Raw genomic sequence first — 15,468 nt, forward strand, 5'->3', positions numbered from 1 at the left:
ACCATCGCCTGCTCACATCCCGGAAGGCACTGCCCATGACCAGCGTTTTGGATCCCGTGTGCCGCCACGCGGCCGCCACCCCCGACCACATCGCACTGCGTGGCGCCACGGATCAGTGGACCTACCTGCAACTGCGGGACGCGAGCATGCGGTACGCGGGCGCCCTGGTCGCCGCGGGCCTGTCCCCGGGGGACCGGGAGCTGCTCGCGGCCCCGTCGGTGCCCGAGTTCGTGGTGGCCTACCTCGGGATCCAGACCGCGGGCTGTGTCGTGGTGCCGGTCAACACGATGTCCACCCGGGCCGAGGTCGAGTACGTTCTCGGCGACGCCGGATGCTCATGGGCGATCGCATGGCATGCACTCGGCCCCGCTGTCGCGGAGGCGGCAGCGGCGCTCTCGGTGCCCTCCTGGACGCTGTCGCCAGGCGCGTCGGTCACCGCTGCCCCGGCCGGCCCAGTCGACCGGGGAAACGACGAGACCGCGGCCATCCTGTACACCTCGGGAACCACCGGCCGGCCGAAGGGGGCCCAACTCACCGTCGGGAACCTGCTGTCCGCCGGGGAGATCGGCGCCGAGTGCAGCCGAGCGACGAGCGCCGACCGTACCGGTACAGGCCTCCCGCTGTTCCACGTGTTCGGCCAGGCGTCGGTCATGATGGCGACCTTGACCGTGGGCGGCTCGATGTCGTTGCTGGCCCGGTTCGACCCGGCGTCGATGCTGGAGATGCTGCGCCGCGACCGGCTCACCATGATGGCCGGCGTGCCGACCATGTGGAACGCGCTGCTGCACGCGGCGGGTGACGCGAACCCGGCGGACTTCGCCGGGCTCCGGGTCGCCGTCTCCGGCGGCGCTTCGCTTCCCGGGGAGATCGCCCGGGCCTTCGAGGCCCGCTTCGGCTGCACCATCCTCGAAGGGTATGGGCTCACCGAGACCACCGCGTTCGGCACCTTCAACGACCTCGACCGCGGCGGCAAGATCGGGTACACCGGCAGGTCGGTGCCGCGGACGCGGGTTCAGGTGCGTGACGACTACGGCAAGGAGTGCCCGCCGGGGAGCGTCGGCGAGGTCCACATCAAGGGGCCCACGGTGATGCGCGGCTACTGGAACCGTCCCGCGGACACCGCCGCGGCCCTCTCGTCCGACGGCTGGTTCCGGACCGGCGACCTCGGCGAGACCGACGCGGACGGCGACCTTCGTATCGTCGACCGCATCAAGGACCTGATCATCCGCGGCGGTTACAACGTCTACCCCGGCGAGGTCGAGGAAGTGCTCTACGAGCATCCGGACATCGTCGAGGCAGCCGTGATCGGCGTTCCCGACGAGCACTACGGCGAGGAGGTCGCCGCGCTCATCGCAGTCCGGGCCGGTGCGGAGCTCGGCGCCGCCGAGGTGTCGAGCTGGGCACGGGAGCGGCTGTCCGCCTACAAGATCCCGCGCATCGTCCGGTTCGTCGACGCGCTGCCCAAGGGCCCGACCGGGAAGATCCTCAAGCGGTCCATCGACCGTACGGCTCTGACCCGCGACGAGGCGCCCGCCGACGTTGCGGCCCGCCGCCACTGAGCCGCTGCCCTTTGTGATTCTGGTGTCGGATTCAAGTACAGTTCCCGGGATGGAGAGTACTGCGCACGAAGAGATCGACGGCGAGCAGGCACCGCCCATGGCGCCCCTGACGCACCTTCGTGAGCCCCCCACGACGAAGCGCGGAGCACGGACGCGGGCCGCTCTGGTGAAGGCGGCACGGAAGGTGTTCGAACGGGACGGCTACCTCGACACCCGCCTCACCGACATCACCAAAGAGGCTCAGTGCGCGGCGGGATCCTTCTACACCTACTTCGCCAACAAGGAAGAGGTACTTGCCGCCGTCCTCCTGGAGGCGCAGGAGGACATGATGCACCCCGGCATGGCCCGGGTGGAGGGGACCGACGATCCCCATGCGGTACTCGAGGCGAGCAATCGCGCGTACCTCGAGGCGTACAAGCGGAACGCGAAGCTGATGGGCCTGCTCGAGCAGGTCGCCCAAGTGGAGCCGGAGTTCCGTGAGTTCCGGCGTCGGCGCGCCGACGCGTTCATCCGCCGCAATGCCCGTGGCATCGCCGACCTGCAGGCGCGGGGTGTCGCGGACCGTGAGGTCGATCCGATGATGGCCTCCCGTGCGCTGTCGGGCATGGTCAGCGTCATGGCCTACAACGCCTTCGTGCTCGGCGAACGGCAGGAAGAGGGTGCGCCGGTGGACTTCGAGGAGCTCGTGTCCACGGTGACCCGGCTCTGGGCGAACGCCCTCCGCTTCCCCGACCACCGCTGATCCTCCTGCCTCGTAGCCGCTCATCCCCCTGGGGTGGGCGGCTTTCTTCATGTGGTTCCGTGAAGGCGGCTCTTGAACTTGACGTCGGATTCAACTATAAAGATCGGGCGCATCGCACACCCCGTAACGGAGAGGGTTCGCTGTGGACGTTGCACAAAGAGTCGCCATCGTCACCGGTGGTGGCGCAGGCATCGGCGGCGCGCTGGCCGCACGGCTCGCTCGCGAGGGCGCCCGGGTCGTCGTCGCGGACCTCGACGCGGACAGCGCGCGGGCGGTGTCGGAGGCAGTCAACGCCGACCGCCCGGGAAGCACCGTCAGCGCCGGCGCGGACGTGTCGGACACCGAGCAGATCCAGCGGTTGGTCGACCTGGCGGAAAGCACCTTCGGTCCGGTCGATCTCTACTTCGCGAACGCGGGCATCGCCGGGGCACCCGGCCTCGACGCGAGCGAGCAGGACTGGGACCGCTCGATCGACGTCAACCTGCGAGCCCACATCCGTGCGGCAAAGCTGCTGGTACCGGGGTGGCTCGAGCGCGGTGAGGGCTACTTCGTCAGCACGGCCTCGGCGGCCGGACTGCTCACCCAGATCGGCTCCGCCACGTACGCCGTCACCAAGCACGCGGCCGTCTCCTTCGCCGAATGGCTGAGTGTCACCTACGGCGATCGCGGGATCCGTGTCAGCTGTCTGTGCCCGATGGGCGTGAACACCAAGCTGCTGTACTCCGGGGAGGACTCCGGGGACGCGCTGGGAAGAGCCGCGACGCGGGCCGTCACCTCCGCGGGTGACGTCCTGGAGCCGGCCGAAGTCGCCGACGCCGTCCTGGCCGCCTTCGAGGACGAGCGCTTCCTGATCCTGCCGCACGACGACGTTCTCGACATGTACCGGCAGAAGGGCTCGGACTACGACCGGTGGCTCCGAGGAATGCGCCGGTACCAGAGCTCCCTGTTGGAACAGGCATGACCGGCGCGCCGGGCGAGCTCGTCCTCGCCGAACACCGAGGGCCGGTGCTGGTGCTCACGTTCAACCGGCCCGCCAAGCTGAACGCCTGGACCGACGAACTCGAGGACCGCTACTTCGCGCTGCTCGACGCCGCCGAAGACGACCCGGACGTACGCGCCGTCGTGGTCACCGGCGCGGGACGCGGATTCTGCGCCGGAGCCGACCTGCGACAGCTGCAGGCGGTCGGCGAGGTCTCCGAGGCGGACCGGGCCATGCGTCGTCCCCGGGACGTTCCGCGGACCCTGCGCAAACCGCTGATCGGGGCGATCAATGGGGTGGCCGCCGGCCTGGGCATGGTGGAGGCCCTCTACTGCGACCTTCGCTTCGGCTCACCCGCGGCCCGGTTCACCACGGCATTCGCGCAACGCGGGCTGATCGCCGAGTACGGGATCTCCTGGCTGTTGCCCCGGCTGGTGGGGCACAGCCGGGCAGCGGACCTGTTGCTGTCGAGTCGCATGGTGGATGCCGAGGAGGCCTTCCGTATCGGACTCCTCGACCACCTGGTCCCCACCGGCAGCGTGGTGGATTCCGCTGTCGCCTACGCCGCCGATCTGGCGGGGCGCTGCTCCCCGGCATCCATGGCCACCATCAAGAGCCAACTGAGCAACGACGCGGACGGCACCTACGCCGATTCCGTGGCCCGGGCGGAAGACCTCATGCTCCAGGCCTTCCGCGGGTCCGACCTTGTCGAAGGCGTGGCCAGTCACCTGGACAAGCGCCCGCCCGACTTTCCCTCCCTACCCGTCAGGAGTTCGGATGTCCCTGTTTGAGATGTCGGACCGCGCCAAGAAGTACCAGGCGGATCTGCTCGAGTTCATGGATGCGCGCATCTACCCCGCCGAGGCGGTGTACCACGAGCAGATGCGCGCGTCGGGTGACCCGCACTTCCACCCGCCGATCCTCGAGGAGCTCAAGGCGGAGGCACGCAGGCGTGGACTGTGGAACCTGTTCCACCCGCACCCGGAGTGGGGCCCCGGTCTGACGAACCTCGAGTACGCGCCGCTGGCGGAGATCATGGGCCGCAGCCACATCGCCTCCGAGGCGTGCAACTGCAACGCGCCCGACACCGGCAACATGGAGGTGCTCACGCTGTTCGGCAGCGACGAGCACAAGGAGAAGTACCTCAAGCCCCTGCTCGACGGAACGATGGCCTCGGCCTTCGCGATGACCGAGCCGCGTGTCGCCAGCTCCGACGCCACCAACATCGAACTGCGGATGGAGCGCGACGGCGACGCGTACGTGCTCAACGGCCGCAAGTGGTTCGCCTCGAACGCGATGCACAAGAACTGCAAGGTGCTCATCGTGATGGGCAAGACCGACCCCACGGCGGCCCCGCATCGCCAGCAGTCGATGATGGTCGTACCCGTAGACGCCCCCGGGGTCACCGTGGTCCGCAACCTCCCGGTGTTCGGGTACGCGGATCGCGAGGGCCATGCGGAGATCATCTTCGAGAATGTCCGGGTGCCGGCCAGGGACGTGCTCAAGGGCGAGGGCGAGGGGTTCGCGATCAGCCAGGCCCGGCTCGGGCCCGGTCGTATCCACCATTGCATGCGGGCCATCGGCGCGGCCGAGCGGGCGCTGGAACTGATGTGCCGGCGCGCACAGTCACGGGTGACCTTCGGCAGCCCCGTTGCCGAGCGGTCCAACATCCAGGACTGGATCGCGGAAGCGCGTATCGACATCGAGATGATCCGCCTGCTCACGCTCAAGGCCGCTTATCTCATGGACACGGTCGGCAACAAGGAAGCGCGCACCGAGATCGCGGCCATCAAGGTGGCCGCCCCCGAAATCGCGTTGAAGATCGTCGACCGCGCGATCCAGGTGCACGGGGGAGCGGGAGTGACCGACGACTTCCCGCTGGCCATGATGTACGCGCATCTGCGGACGCTGCGGCTGGCGGACGGTCCCGACGAGGTGCACAAGCGGGCCATCGCCAGGCAGGAACTGCGGCAGTACCGCGACGTTGCGACGGCGGCGGTGAGCTGAGATGGCGGGACTCGACCTCACCGGTCGCACCGCCGTCGTCACCGGGGCCTCGCGCGGGATCGGCCTGGCGATCGCCCAGGCCATCGCGGAGGCCGGCGGGAACGTCGTCCTCACCTCCCGGTCCCAGGAGGCGGCGGACGCCGCCGCGGCCCAGGTCAAGGGCACAGCGGTCGGCGTCGGTGCGCACGCGGTCGACGAAGAAGCGGCCCGGCGCTGTGTGGAACTGACGCTCGAGCGCTTCGGCAGCCTGGACATCCTCGTCAACAACGCGGGGACCAACCCGGCCTTCGGGCCGGTCATCGACCAGGACCACGGCCGGTTCGCGAAGACCTTCGACGTGAACCTGTGGGCGCCCGTCCTGTGGACGGGTCTGGCCACGCGAGCATGGATGGGGGAGCACGGCGGGGCGGTCGTCAACACCGCGTCGGTGGGCGGCATGGCCTCCGAGGCGAACATCGGGCTGTACAACGCCTCGAAGGCCGCACTGATCCATCTCACCAAGCAACTGGCCCTCGAACTCTCGCCGAAGGTCCGCGTCAACGCGGTGGCACCGGGTGTGGTGCGCACCAAGCTGGCCGAGGCTCTGTGGAAGGAGCACGAGCAGACCGTGTCCGCCTCGATGGCGCTGGGCCGTATCGGGGAGCCCGCCGACATCGCCTCCGCGGTCGCCTTCCTCGTCTCGGACGCCGCGAGCTGGATCACCGGCGAGACCATGGTGATCGACGGCGGGCAACTGCTCGGCGACGCGCTCCCGTTCAGGCAAGGAGCCGGTATCGGTGTCTAGCGCGGACATCGTCGGAATCGACGCCGGGGCCGTGAGCCGCTGGTTCGCCACCCTCGGCGTCGACTTCGCCGGGCCCTTGGCCTTCGAGCGGATCGGGCTGGGCCAGTCGAACCTGACGTATCTCGTCATGGATCAGGGCGGCCGCAGATGGGTGCTGCGGCGCCCACCGCTGGGTCATCTGCTGGCGTCGGCGCACGACGTGGCCCGCGAGGCGCGGATTCTGGCCGCCCTGGAGAGCACCGCCGTCCCGACCCCGCGGGTGCTCGGGCTGACCGATGATCCCGCCGTGACCGACGTCCCGCTGTTGCTCATGGAGTTCGTGGACGGCGAGGTCGTCGACTCGATGTCGATCGCGCGGTCGTTGACGCCCGAGCGCCGCCGGGCGATCGGGATGTCGCTGCCGCGGACGCTGGCGCAGATCCACGCGGTCGATCTCGAAGCGACCGGGCTGACCGGCCTGGCCAGCCACAAGCCGTATGCGCAGCGTCAGCTCAAACGGTGGTCGGCCCAGTGGGAGAGGTCCAGGACCCGCGAGCTGCCCGCCCTGGAGGACCTCACCCGGCGCCTGGTGTCGGCCGTGCCGGAGCAGCGCGAACTGGCGCTCGTGCACGGCGACTTCCATCTGCGCAACGTCATCACCTCCCACGTCAGCGGGGAGGTGACGGCGGTGCTCGACTGGGAGCTGTCGACGCTGGGGGATCCGTTGGCGGACATGGGCAGTCTGCTGGCCTACTGGCCGGCCAAGGGTGAGAACACCTTGGGTGACTTCGTCGCGACGGCTCTCGACGGCTTCCCGCCCCGCGAGGAACTCGTGGCGGCCTACGCGGCGGCGTCGGGACGCGACCTGACGGCGCTGGGCTACTGGCACGTGATGGGACTGTGGAAGGTCGCGATCATCGCGGAGGGCGTCATGCGCCGCGCGATGGACGATCCGCGGAACAAGGCCGCGTCCGGGACCCCGACCGCGGAGCGCATCGACGCACTGGTGACGAAGGCCCACGAAGTCGCGGACACGGCGGGCATCTGAACCGATCGCCTGCCCGCAGGACTTCGACACTCACACACAGAGGGAAGAGGAGCCGAAGCATGGCCGGCCTGCCAGAGGTCCTGGATCTCGACGAGATCGGGCCGGACCTGTTCCGGTCCGGCCCGATCCCCAGCGAGTGGGCGCGGACGTTCGGTGGCCAGATCGCCGCCCAGTCGCTGATGTCCGCGGCGCGCACCCTCGACCGGTCGTATGCGGCTCACTCGTTGCACGGGTACTTCCTGCGGCCCGGCCGTCCGCACGAGCCGACCGACCATCTGGTCGAGCGGCTCCGCGACGGCGGCAGCTTCTGCACCCGCCGGGTGACCGCGGTCCAGGCCGGGGAGGCGATCTTCACGGTGACGGCGTCGTTCCATCGCGGGGACGAAGGGTTCTCTCACCAGGTGGACATGCCGGTGGTGCCGGCACCTGACGACATCCCGGAGTCCGACCGCATCAACGGCTGGGGCATGCCGCGGCCCGCGGAATGGCGCCACTGGGAGATGCGCTGGGTGCCCGGCGGCGAGATCGGCCACGTCCCGGGGGCACCGGCCCGCCAGCGGGTGTGGATCAGGTACGGACATCCGCTGCCGGACGACGGAGCCGTCCACGCCTGCGCACTGACCTATCTCAGCGACATGGCGCTGCTGGGCTCCGCGCGGCTGCCACATCCCCCGACCGCCGTACAGGGTGCGTCGCTGGACCATTCGCTGTGGTTCCTGCGTCCCTTCCGCGCGGACGAGTGGCTGCTGTACGACCAGGTCTCCCCTTCGGCCGAGCACGGCCGGGCGCTCACCCGCGGAAGGCTGTTCGACACGGGCGGGCGCCTGGTCGCCGCGGTCGCGCAGGAGGGGCTCATGCGCTTCGACCGGCCCCGGCCGACGGAGGACGGCGACGGGGAAGCGTCCCTGTCGCCGCCCGCTCCGGCTGTCCCCGGCCTGCGTTGACCACCCGTTCGTCACAGGGGCTTGGCGAGGACGGCTTTGCGGTGGCTGAAGGTCTCGATGGAGTAGCGGCCGTGGTAGCTGCCCATGCCGCTCTCCCCGACGCCCCCGAACGGCAGGTCGGAGACGGTGAGATGGGCCAGCGGCAGGCCGAACCCGAGGCCGCCGGAGGAGGTTTCGGCGGCGAGCCGCTCCCGTGCGGTGTCGGAGTCGGTGAACGCGTACAGGGCCAGCGGCTTTTCGCGGTCGTTGATGAAGTCGATGGCCTCGTCGAGTCCGGCCACCTCGACGATGGGGAGGATCGGGCCGAAGATCTCCTCCTGCATGACGGGTGCGTCCGGTGACACCTCGGCCAGGACCGTCGGCGCGATGTACTTCGTCTCGCGGTCGTACGCGCCGCCGGTTGCCTGACGGCCGGAGTCCAGGAGAGCGGTCAGCCGGTCGAAGTGGCGTTCGTTGACGATACGGCCGTACTCCGGGGATGCGGCGGGGTCGGACCCGTACAGCCCCTCGATGGCCTTGGCCAAGGCGCCTTCGAGAGCAGGCGCGGTCTCGGGGTCGGTGAGGACGTAGTCGGGCGCGACGCAGGTCTGCCCGGCGTTGAGGAACTTCCCGGCCGCGAGGCGGGCGGCGACGGTGTCCAGGTCGGTGTCCCGGTCCACGAACACCGGGGACTTGCCGCCCAGTTCGAGGGTGACGGGCGTGAGGTGCCGGGCGGCCGCGGACATCACGATGCGGCCGACCGTGCCGTTGCCGGTGTAGAGGATGTGGTCGAAGCGCTGCTCGAGCAGGGCGGTGGTCTCCGGTACCCCGCCTTCGACCACGGCGACCGCGTCGGTGTCGAGGTACTGCGGCACGAGGCGGGCGAGGGCGGCGGAGGTGGCCGGGGCCAGTTCGCTGGGCTTGGCGACCACCGTGTTGCCCGCGGCCAGCGCACCGGCCACCGGGGCCAGCAGAAGCTGCGCCGGGTAGTTCCAGGGGGCGATGACCAGTACGACCCCCAGGGGGTCGTACTGCGTCCAGGCACTCGCCTCGCCGATGAACGCCGGGACGGGGGCCGGTTCGGCGCGCAGCCACTCGTCGAGATGCTCCAGGGTGTGGTCTATCTCGCGTATGACGAAGTCGATCTCCGTGCGGTAAGCCTCGGCGGAGCTCTTTCCCAAGTCGGCGTGGAGCGCCGAGGCGAAGGTCTCCCCCTGCTCGGTGAGCAGGGTACGCAGCCGGGACAGCTGCTCGGTGCGCCAGGCCATGGGCTTGGTGTTGCCGGCGCGGAAGGTGGCGCGCAGCCGGGCGACGAGCTCGGCGGGCTGCTCGGGCGCGGGGTTGTTCATGCTTCCCTCTCAGGTGCGGTAGGGCGGAAGGGGGCGTCGACGGGGGATCAGCCGCGGTTCAGGGCGTCGATGAGGTCCCGGGCGAGCTGCGCCGAGGAGGCGGGGTTCTGACCGGTGTGCAGATTGCGGTCCGCCACGACGTGCTCGCTGAACGGGGCCCCGGCCTGGAAGTCGGCCCCCAGTTCCACCAGGCGGTCCTCGAGCAGCCACTTGGCCTTGCCGGCGAGGCCGGCTGCGGTCTCCTCGGCGTTGGTGAAGCCGGTCATGCGGTAGCCGGCGAACGGCCAGCTGCCGTCCTCGCGCCGGGCGGCGAGCAGGGCCGCCGGGGCGTGGCACAGCACCGCGAGCGGCTTGCCGGAGTCCAGCGCGGCGGTGAGCAGGCGGCCGGAACCGGCGTCCACGGCGAGGTCCTCCATAGGGCCGTGGCCACCGGGGTAGAGGACGGCGTCGTACGCGTCGAGGTCGACCTCTTCGAGCTTGACGGGGTTCTCCAGGTCGGCGCGGATGGCAGCCAGGTACGCGGCGATGGCATCGGACTGCTCCTTGCCGCCGGTGGACTCGGCGGCAAGGCTGACGGCGTCGACGGTCGGAGCCACGCCGCCGGGTGTGGCGATGGTGACGTCGAACCCGGCCTCGCGGAACAGCCGGTGCGGAGTGGCGAGTTCCTCGGCCCAGTAGCCGGTCGGGTGCAGGGTGCCGTCGGCGAGCGTCCAGTGGTCGGCGCCGGTGACGACGAACAGAATTGCGGTCATGACTGTCTCCTCAAGTGCGCGCGGGTCGCGCGGTGGTGGGGGTGTTGTCCGTGGGGGTGCCGGTGGTGGGGCGACTGCGAGCGGTGGTTCAGGCGACGGTGATGATGATCTTGCCGCGGGTGTGGCCCTCGCGGCTGAGTCGCTGGGCGTCGCCGGCCTGCTCCAGGGGGAACGCGGCGGCCACGTCCACCCGCAGCTCCCCGCGCTCGGCGAGTTCGGTGAGAGCCTCCAGGTCCCGGGCGTCGGGTCGCACGAAGACGTACCCGCCACCGAGACCGAGCACGGCGCCGTCCACAGCCGAGGCCAGGCGGCCGCCCTCGGCAAGCAGCCCTGGCGAGACCTTCAGGGCGTCCCCGCCGACGAGGTCGAGGACGGCGTCCACACCCTGCGGCGCGAGGGCGTGGACACGGTCGGTGAGGCCCTCGCCGTAGGCGACCGGCTCCGCTCCCAGCCCTCGCAGGTAGGCGTGGTTGTACTCACTGGCGGTGCCGATGACCCGGGCGCCGAGCGACCTGGCGATCTGTACGGCCAGAGAGCCGACGCCACCCGCCGCGGCATGCACCAGCACGGTCTCGCCGGCCCGAACCCGCAGGGAGCGTGTCAGCGCCTGGTATGCGGTGAGGCCGGCCAGCGGAAGACCGGCAGCCTCCTCGAAGGAGAGGCCGGCGGGCTTGCGGGCGAGCGTACGGACCGGGGCGGCGACGTACTCGGCGAAGGTCCCGCGGGAGACGAAGTCCTCACGGACGTAGCCGATCACCTCGTCACCCGGAGCGAACTCGGTGACTCCGACGCCGGTCTCCTCGACGACGCCCGCCACGTCCCAGCCGGGGATGACGGGGAAGACGGCGTCCATGACGGTGTCCAGGTACCCTGCCTGGATCTTCCAGTCGACCGGGTTGACGGCGGCGGCCTTCACACGGACCAGCACGGTGTCCACGCCGAGCTTCGGGTTCGGTACATCGCCGTACTCCAGGACCTCCGGGCCGCCGTAGGTGCGGTAAGTGATGGCCTTCATGGGGGTGACTCCTTGTGTAGTGGTCGTGCGGTGGTACGGGTCGCGGTGGGGTTGGTCAGGCAGCGGTCGTGGCAGCGGCCGGCTCCGTCGCGGGCAGGTGTTCCGTACGGGGGGCCTGCTGTCCCCGCTTGAGGCCGACCAGCGAGAGGGCCAGGACGAAGGCGAAGGCGACACCGGCCAGGGTGAAGCTCAGGGTGAACTGGCTTTCGGCGGGCAGCGGGGGCACTCCGGCCGGAAGGTTCTCGACGGTTCTGGAGGCGAGCAGCGAGGTGATCAGCGCACTGCCGATCGCGCTGCCGACGGACCGGGAGATGGAATTGATGCCGTTGGCGATGCCGGTCTGGTGGGGCGGCACCCCCGCGACGATGAGGGCGGGCATCGCGGCGTACCCGAGGCTGATGGCTGTGCCGACAGCCATGCCGGCGCCGATGACCGAGGGGGTCGAGGAGTGTGCGGCGGCCAGCCACGTGAAGCCGACGATGCCGATCACCGCGCTGAGGGCGAGGGTGAGGCGCGGTCCGATCCTGCGGATCAGCACGCCACCGAACTGGGAGACGACGAGCGACGCGATCGTGCTGGGCAGCAGGTACTCGACAGAGGCGCGGAGCACGGAGGCACCGAAGCCGTAGCCCGCGATGTCCCTCGGCACCTGCGCCAGGTAGGAGACGCCGAGGAACTGGGCGAACATCCCGAACCCCACGAAGAGGCCCGCCAGGTTGCTGAAGAGCACGGGGCGGTGGAGGAACATCCTCATGTCGACCATGGGTTCGCGGACACGGCTCTCGGTGAAGCTCCAGACTCCGGCCATGAGGACCGCTCCGGCGAAGCTGCCCAGCGTAGGGGCGGAGGTCCAGCCCCACTCGTGACCCTGGGAGATCGGCAGCAGCAGGAGAACCAGGAAGAGGCCGAGGGTGAGGGCACCGAGCAGGTCGGTCCGCCCGCCGGTCTTGGTGCGGCTCGCCGGTACGAGGAGGAGGACGGTGAGCAGGGTGACCACTGCGAGGCCGGTGGCCAGCCAGAAGACGTGGTGGTAGTCGGCGTTCTCGCCGCGGGTGAGCAGGCCGGTGGTGACCAGTGCGAAACCGCTGCCGAACGCCAGGGTGCCGCTGACCAGCGCCATCGCTCCCGGCAGACGGCGGGCGGGGATCTCCTCGCGGAGCACCGAAAGGGCGAGCGGGAAGATCGCGGTGGCGGCGCCCTGCAGCACGCGGCCGACGATCAGCCAGAGCAGCGAGTCGGTCGTGGCGGCCAGGACCGAGCCGACGATCATCACCGCCAGCACGCCGATGAGGGTCGGCTTCTTGCCGTGCTGGTCGCCGAAGCGGCCGAGCAGCGGGGTGAAGACGGCTGCCGAGAGCAGGGTCGCGGTGGTGACCCAGCTGACCTCGGCGGAGCTGGCGCCGAGGCTGCTCTGGATCAGGCCGAGGATCGGCACCACCAGCGTCTGCATCATCGACACGATCATCGCGGCGAGGCTCAGTGCAAGGACCACGGCGGTCTCGGCTCGCTGTCGGCCGTGCGGCGGAGCAAGGGGTTGGGACACGGGTGCTTTCTCCGGGGGCGGGGCGGGGCGCCGTGGCGGGAACCCGACGAGGGACTGGCTGGCGGTTAGATGCTTGATGCAGCCAAGCAATGACAGCGACGGTAGACCTCAAAGGTTGAGAACGTCAAACATTGAGCTTCGCCTACACTTGAGGCATGGCCCACACCCCCGCCCTGCCCGCCGCACGCTCCGCTGCGCAGGACAGCGACCCCGACCACGACGCACTCATGGAGCGCTTGGCACGCGCTGCTGCCGGTTACTACCGGGACCTGACAGCGGCGGCCGCACTGCACGGGCTCACCATGACGCAGGCCAAGATGCTCATCCTGCTCCGGCGGCAACCGCTGCCCATGCGCGCCCTCGCGGGGCGGCTGGCCTGCGACGCCTCCAACATCACCGGACTCGTCGACCGGCTGGAGGCGCGTGGACTGGTCTCCAGGCACGCCGACGCGGCCGACCGGCGGATCAAGAACGTGGTCGCCACCGAAGAGGGACGGGAGGCAGTCCGCCTCATCCGGGCCGACATGCGGGGCACCTCGGAAGCCTTTGAGCGTCTGGACGAGGAGGGCCGCCGCAGTCTCTACGAGCTACTGGGACGCCTTCACCCCGAGGACATGCAGGAGACAACCTGATCACGGCCGCAGCGCCGACCGCTGCGTCGGACCGCGCAGGCGCCGGGCGTTTCAGCCGGGCGGTGCCGACAGATGGATCAGGATGCCGCACACCTCGTCCACGATCTCCTGGGCCTCCGCCTCGTCCCCGCAGTCGCCCAGCTCGCGTGCCGCCCCGCCGATCACGGTGGTGAGCACTCTCACCCGAACCCGGCCGGCCCGGCGCTTCTCGTCCACCTCCAGCAGCCGGGCGTTGCGCCGTACCCACGCGCGGTCCCACTGGCGGCGCAGCGTGTCGAAGCCCGTGGGGCCGTCATCCTCCACGAGGAGTCTGCCGAACCGCCGGTTGTCCCAGGCGCCCTCCAGGTACGCCCTGGCTCCCGCCACGAAAAGGGCGATGGGGTCGTCCACGCCACGGCCTCGCTCGGCAGTCAGCGTGGCCGCGGTCCGGCGCTCCTGTGCCTCCCGGAACTCCTCCCAAAGAGCGAGGTAGAGCCCTCGCTTTCCGCCGTAGTGCTGGAAGAGGCTGCCCACCGGGATGCCGGAGCGCGCCGCGATCTCGGCGAGACCGGCGTCGGCGTAACCGCGCTCGGTGAACACCTCCAGCGCGGCGTCCAGTAGCGCACTCCGGACCGTGCCCCCTTGCTCGTCCGGCAGCTGACGTTCCGCCTCGGTCCCCGCGGACTCCACGATGCCGCTCACTGGTGATCCCCGCCTTCCCCGGCCCCGTCGCGGATGGCGAGGGCGACCAGCAGTTCCAGGAGGTCGGCGATCCGGCGCGGATTGCGCCCCGTGCGTTCCTCGATCCGGCGCAACCGGTAGTGCGCCGTGTTGTGGTGTATCCGCAGCCGGTCGGCGGCCAGCCGCAGGTTGAGGTCGGCCTCCGCGAAGGCCCGTACGGTGGCCGCCAGCGGGTCGCCACGTCTGCGGTCCTCCTCCAGCAGTGCACGCACGCGGGGATCGACCAGCTGGCGGGCGAGGTCGTCGGCGCGCAGCGCCAGGTAGTCGAAGGGGGACAGGCGCGGCAGTGCCGCCACCCCGCCCCCGCTCGGCACGAGGTCGAGGGCGGCGCGTGCCTCCTCGTAGGCGCGTGGCAGTTCGCCGGCGCCCTCGGCGACCGTGCTGATGCCCATGGAGAGCATGGTTCCCTCGCGCGCGAGCCGCCTCTGCACCGCCTCGAAGTGGCTACAGATGTCCTCCGCGTCCATGCCGGTGCGGACCACCGGCACGGCCACCACCTCGCCGTGGCGCACGACGACCAGGGTCCGGCCGGCCCAGGGCCCGGCGATACCGATGGACGCGCTGGTCGCGTAGCCGTGCTCGGCCGAGGTGAGGTCGCCGGTGCGGGTGTCGTCGACGCACACCGCCACGACCGCCATCATCGGCGAGTACGGCCCTATGCCGTACGCCTGCGCCGCGGCGAGCAGCGGACCGCGCGCCGGTGCCGCGCCGGCCAGGAGCTGGTCCAGGAGGTCCCGGCGCTCCCGGTCCGCGTCGGCGACCACGTGCTGCTGGTACTCGACATAGGCCTGCGCGGCATGCGTGCTGGCGAAGTCGACGTACCGCATCAGCGGTGTGACGAGGGACAGCGCGGCCTGCTGTGCCTCGGCGGACGTACCCGCGCAGTCCAGCAGCACGTCCCACAACACCTGCCGGCCGACCCGGAAGGCACTGATCCAGTCCTCCAGGGCGAACCCCGCGCGTGCTCTGCGCATGGCCGCCGCGCGGCTGAAGACCAGGTCTTCGGGGGCGATGTCCCGGCCGCCGGCCAGCGCCGCCAGCTGCATCCGGTAGTGCGTGAGGACCTGGTCCCGTACGTCGTCGAAGAACCGCTCGTCCTGCAGCGCGTACGACGGGATCTCCGTGCGCATGACGGCGACAGCGGTCTTCGCCACGTCCTCGAGCCGGTCCTGGACGGCGTGCAGGATCCGGTGCCGCTCCCGGCTGAGCGGGTCGGAGAGTGCGGGGGCGCCCAGGGCGGGTCCGCGAGACATGGCGCCGATCGTCGCTGCCTTCCTCGTGTCCCGTCAACAGGCTCGGCGGGCGACATACCGGGGGAGCTGGGCGCGGCGCACAAGTCGGTGGCCTCGAAGTTGGGTGCTCGCACCCAATGTGCGCTCGGAAGGCCCCCACCTACTGTGACGCTCGCCCACCCCCCAGCACCTCGGAAGGGGCGT

At 70.5% G+C, this 15,468-nt stretch carries 15 protein-coding genes; 9 read left to right on the top strand and 6 right to left on the bottom strand.

Annotated elements, in window-relative coordinates; genetic code table 11:
• The first annotated feature begins 35 nt into the window (after nt 1-35).
• The 8 genes from AB0G20_RS25100 to AB0G20_RS25135 all read left to right on the top strand — a co-directional run bounded on the left by AB0G20_RS25100 (nt 36) and on the right by AB0G20_RS25135 (nt 8,042).
• The gene (locus tag AB0G20_RS25100) at nt 36-1,559 is read left to right on the top strand and encodes an AMP-binding protein (protein WP_361306178.1); all 1,524 of its coding nucleotides are present in this window, start codon (nt 36-38) and stop codon (nt 1,557-1,559) included.
• Nucleotides 1,560-1,608: 49 nt separating this feature from the next.
• A complete protein-coding gene (locus tag AB0G20_RS25105) occupies nt 1,609-2,301 on the top strand; it encodes a TetR/AcrR family transcriptional regulator (protein WP_361306180.1) in 693 nt (230 codons plus the stop codon).
• A 142-nt stretch (nt 2,302-2,443) separates the two neighbouring features.
• Nucleotides 2,444-3,262 (top strand): SDR family oxidoreductase, encoded by an 819-nt coding sequence (locus AB0G20_RS25110; RefSeq protein ID WP_361306182.1) that lies wholly within the window; start codon nt 2,444-2,446, stop codon nt 3,260-3,262.
• Nucleotides 3,259-4,071 carry an enoyl-CoA hydratase-related protein gene (locus tag AB0G20_RS25115; RefSeq protein ID WP_361306184.1) on the top strand — a complete coding sequence of 271 codons (813 nt, stop codon included), beginning with the start codon at nt 3,259-3,261 and terminating at the stop codon, nt 4,069-4,071. The genes AB0G20_RS25110 and AB0G20_RS25115 overlap by 4 nt, the downstream gene beginning before the upstream one ends.
• On the top strand, nt 4,058-5,287 hold the full coding sequence (locus AB0G20_RS25120) for an acyl-CoA dehydrogenase family protein (protein ID WP_361306186.1): 1,230 nt from the start codon (nt 4,058-4,060) through the stop codon (nt 5,285-5,287). The genes AB0G20_RS25115 and AB0G20_RS25120 overlap by 14 nt, the downstream gene beginning before the upstream one ends.
• Before the next feature lies 1 nt (nt 5,288).
• Entirely contained in the window at nt 5,289-6,071 is a 783-nt protein-coding gene (locus AB0G20_RS25125; RefSeq protein ID WP_361306188.1) for an SDR family oxidoreductase, read from the top strand.
• Nucleotides 6,064-7,098, top strand: a complete 1,035-nt coding sequence (locus AB0G20_RS25130) for a phosphotransferase family protein (RefSeq protein ID WP_361306190.1) — start codon at nt 6,064-6,066, stop codon at nt 7,096-7,098. Before AB0G20_RS25125 ends, AB0G20_RS25130 begins: the two co-directional genes overlap by 8 nt.
• A gap of 59 nt (nt 7,099-7,157) precedes the next feature.
• Nucleotides 7,158-8,042: an acyl-CoA thioesterase II gene (locus tag AB0G20_RS25135; RefSeq protein WP_361306192.1), complete on the top strand. Its 885-nt coding sequence runs from the start codon at nt 7,158-7,160 to the stop codon at nt 8,040-8,042.
• Nucleotides 8,043-8,053: 11 nt separating this feature from the next.
• Here the strand turns inward: AB0G20_RS25135 and AB0G20_RS25140 are convergent, their stop codons facing one another.
• The 4 genes from AB0G20_RS25140 to AB0G20_RS25155 all read right to left on the bottom strand — a co-directional run bounded on the left by AB0G20_RS25140 (nt 8,054) and on the right by AB0G20_RS25155 (nt 12,680).
• Nucleotides 8,054-9,370: an aldehyde dehydrogenase family protein gene (locus AB0G20_RS25140; RefSeq protein WP_361306194.1), complete on the bottom strand. Its 1,317-nt coding sequence runs from the start codon at nt 9,368-9,370 to the stop codon at nt 8,054-8,056.
• A gap of 47 nt (nt 9,371-9,417) precedes the next feature.
• Nucleotides 9,418-10,122, bottom strand: coding sequence for a type 1 glutamine amidotransferase domain-containing protein (locus tag AB0G20_RS25145; RefSeq protein WP_361306196.1), 705 nt, complete (start codon nt 10,120-10,122; stop codon nt 9,418-9,420).
• Nucleotides 10,123-10,210: 88 nt separating this feature from the next.
• Nucleotides 10,211-11,137 (bottom strand): NADP-dependent oxidoreductase, encoded by a 927-nt coding sequence (locus AB0G20_RS25150; protein ID WP_361306198.1) that lies wholly within the window; start codon nt 11,135-11,137, stop codon nt 10,211-10,213.
• A 55-nt stretch (nt 11,138-11,192) separates the two neighbouring features.
• Nucleotides 11,193-12,680 carry an MFS transporter gene (locus tag AB0G20_RS25155; RefSeq protein WP_361306200.1) on the bottom strand — a complete coding sequence of 496 codons (1,488 nt, stop codon included), beginning with the start codon at nt 12,678-12,680 and terminating at the stop codon, nt 11,193-11,195.
• 155 nt (nt 12,681-12,835) lie between these two features.
• On the opposite strand from AB0G20_RS25155, the gene AB0G20_RS25160 reads away from it, so the two are divergent.
• Entirely contained in the window at nt 12,836-13,312 is a 477-nt protein-coding gene (locus tag AB0G20_RS25160) for a MarR family transcriptional regulator (protein ID WP_361306202.1), read from the top strand.
• A 51-nt stretch (nt 13,313-13,363) separates the two neighbouring features.
• On the opposite strand, the gene AB0G20_RS25165 is transcribed toward AB0G20_RS25160, so the two are convergent.
• Nucleotides 13,364-13,993 (bottom strand): TetR/AcrR family transcriptional regulator, encoded by a 630-nt coding sequence (locus AB0G20_RS25165; protein ID WP_361306204.1) that lies wholly within the window; start codon nt 13,991-13,993, stop codon nt 13,364-13,366.
• Entirely contained in the window at nt 13,990-15,285 is a 1,296-nt protein-coding gene (locus tag AB0G20_RS25170; RefSeq protein ID WP_361306206.1) for a helix-turn-helix domain-containing protein, read from the bottom strand. Before AB0G20_RS25170 ends, AB0G20_RS25165 begins: the two co-directional genes overlap by 4 nt.
• Nucleotides 15,286-15,468 lie beyond the last annotated feature (183 nt).

This window comes from Streptomyces sp. NPDC024017 (assembly GCF_040638895.1).
Lineage (GTDB): Bacteria > Actinomycetota > Actinomycetes > Streptomycetales > Streptomycetaceae > Streptomyces.

Excerpts from the sequence above, each read along its gene's own strand:
- AB0G20_RS25120 (WP_361306186.1), top strand. The coding sequence starts at position 4,058 with ATGTCCCTGTTTGAGATGTCGGACCGCGCCAAGAAGTACCAGGCGGAT.
- AB0G20_RS25115 (WP_361306184.1), top strand. The coding sequence starts at position 3,259 with ATGACCGGCGCGCCGGGCGAGCTCGTCCTCGCCGAACACCGAGGGCCG.
- AB0G20_RS25135 (WP_361306192.1), top strand. The coding sequence starts at position 7,158 with ATGGCCGGCCTGCCAGAGGTCCTGGATCTCGACGAGATCGGGCCGGAC.
- AB0G20_RS25125 (WP_361306188.1), top strand. The coding sequence starts at position 5,289 with ATGGCGGGACTCGACCTCACCGGTCGCACCGCCGTCGTCACCGGGGCC.
- AB0G20_RS25100 (WP_361306178.1), top strand. The coding sequence starts at position 36 with ATGACCAGCGTTTTGGATCCCGTGTGCCGCCACGCGGCCGCCACCCCC.
- AB0G20_RS25145 (WP_361306196.1), bottom strand. The coding sequence starts at position 10,122 with ATGACCGCAATTCTGTTCGTCGTCACCGGCGCCGACCACTGGACGCTC.
- AB0G20_RS25160 (WP_361306202.1), top strand. The coding sequence starts at position 12,836 with ATGGCCCACACCCCCGCCCTGCCCGCCGCACGCTCCGCTGCGCAGGAC.
- AB0G20_RS25170 (WP_361306206.1), bottom strand. The coding sequence starts at position 15,285 with ATGTCTCGCGGACCCGCCCTGGGCGCCCCCGCACTCTCCGACCCGCTC.
- AB0G20_RS25105 (WP_361306180.1), top strand. The coding sequence starts at position 1,609 with ATGGAGAGTACTGCGCACGAAGAGATCGACGGCGAGCAGGCACCGCCC.
- AB0G20_RS25140 (WP_361306194.1), bottom strand. The coding sequence starts at position 9,370 with ATGAACAACCCCGCGCCCGAGCAGCCCGCCGAGCTCGTCGCCCGGCTG.
- AB0G20_RS25150 (WP_361306198.1), bottom strand. The coding sequence starts at position 11,137 with ATGAAGGCCATCACTTACCGCACCTACGGCGGCCCGGAGGTCCTGGAG.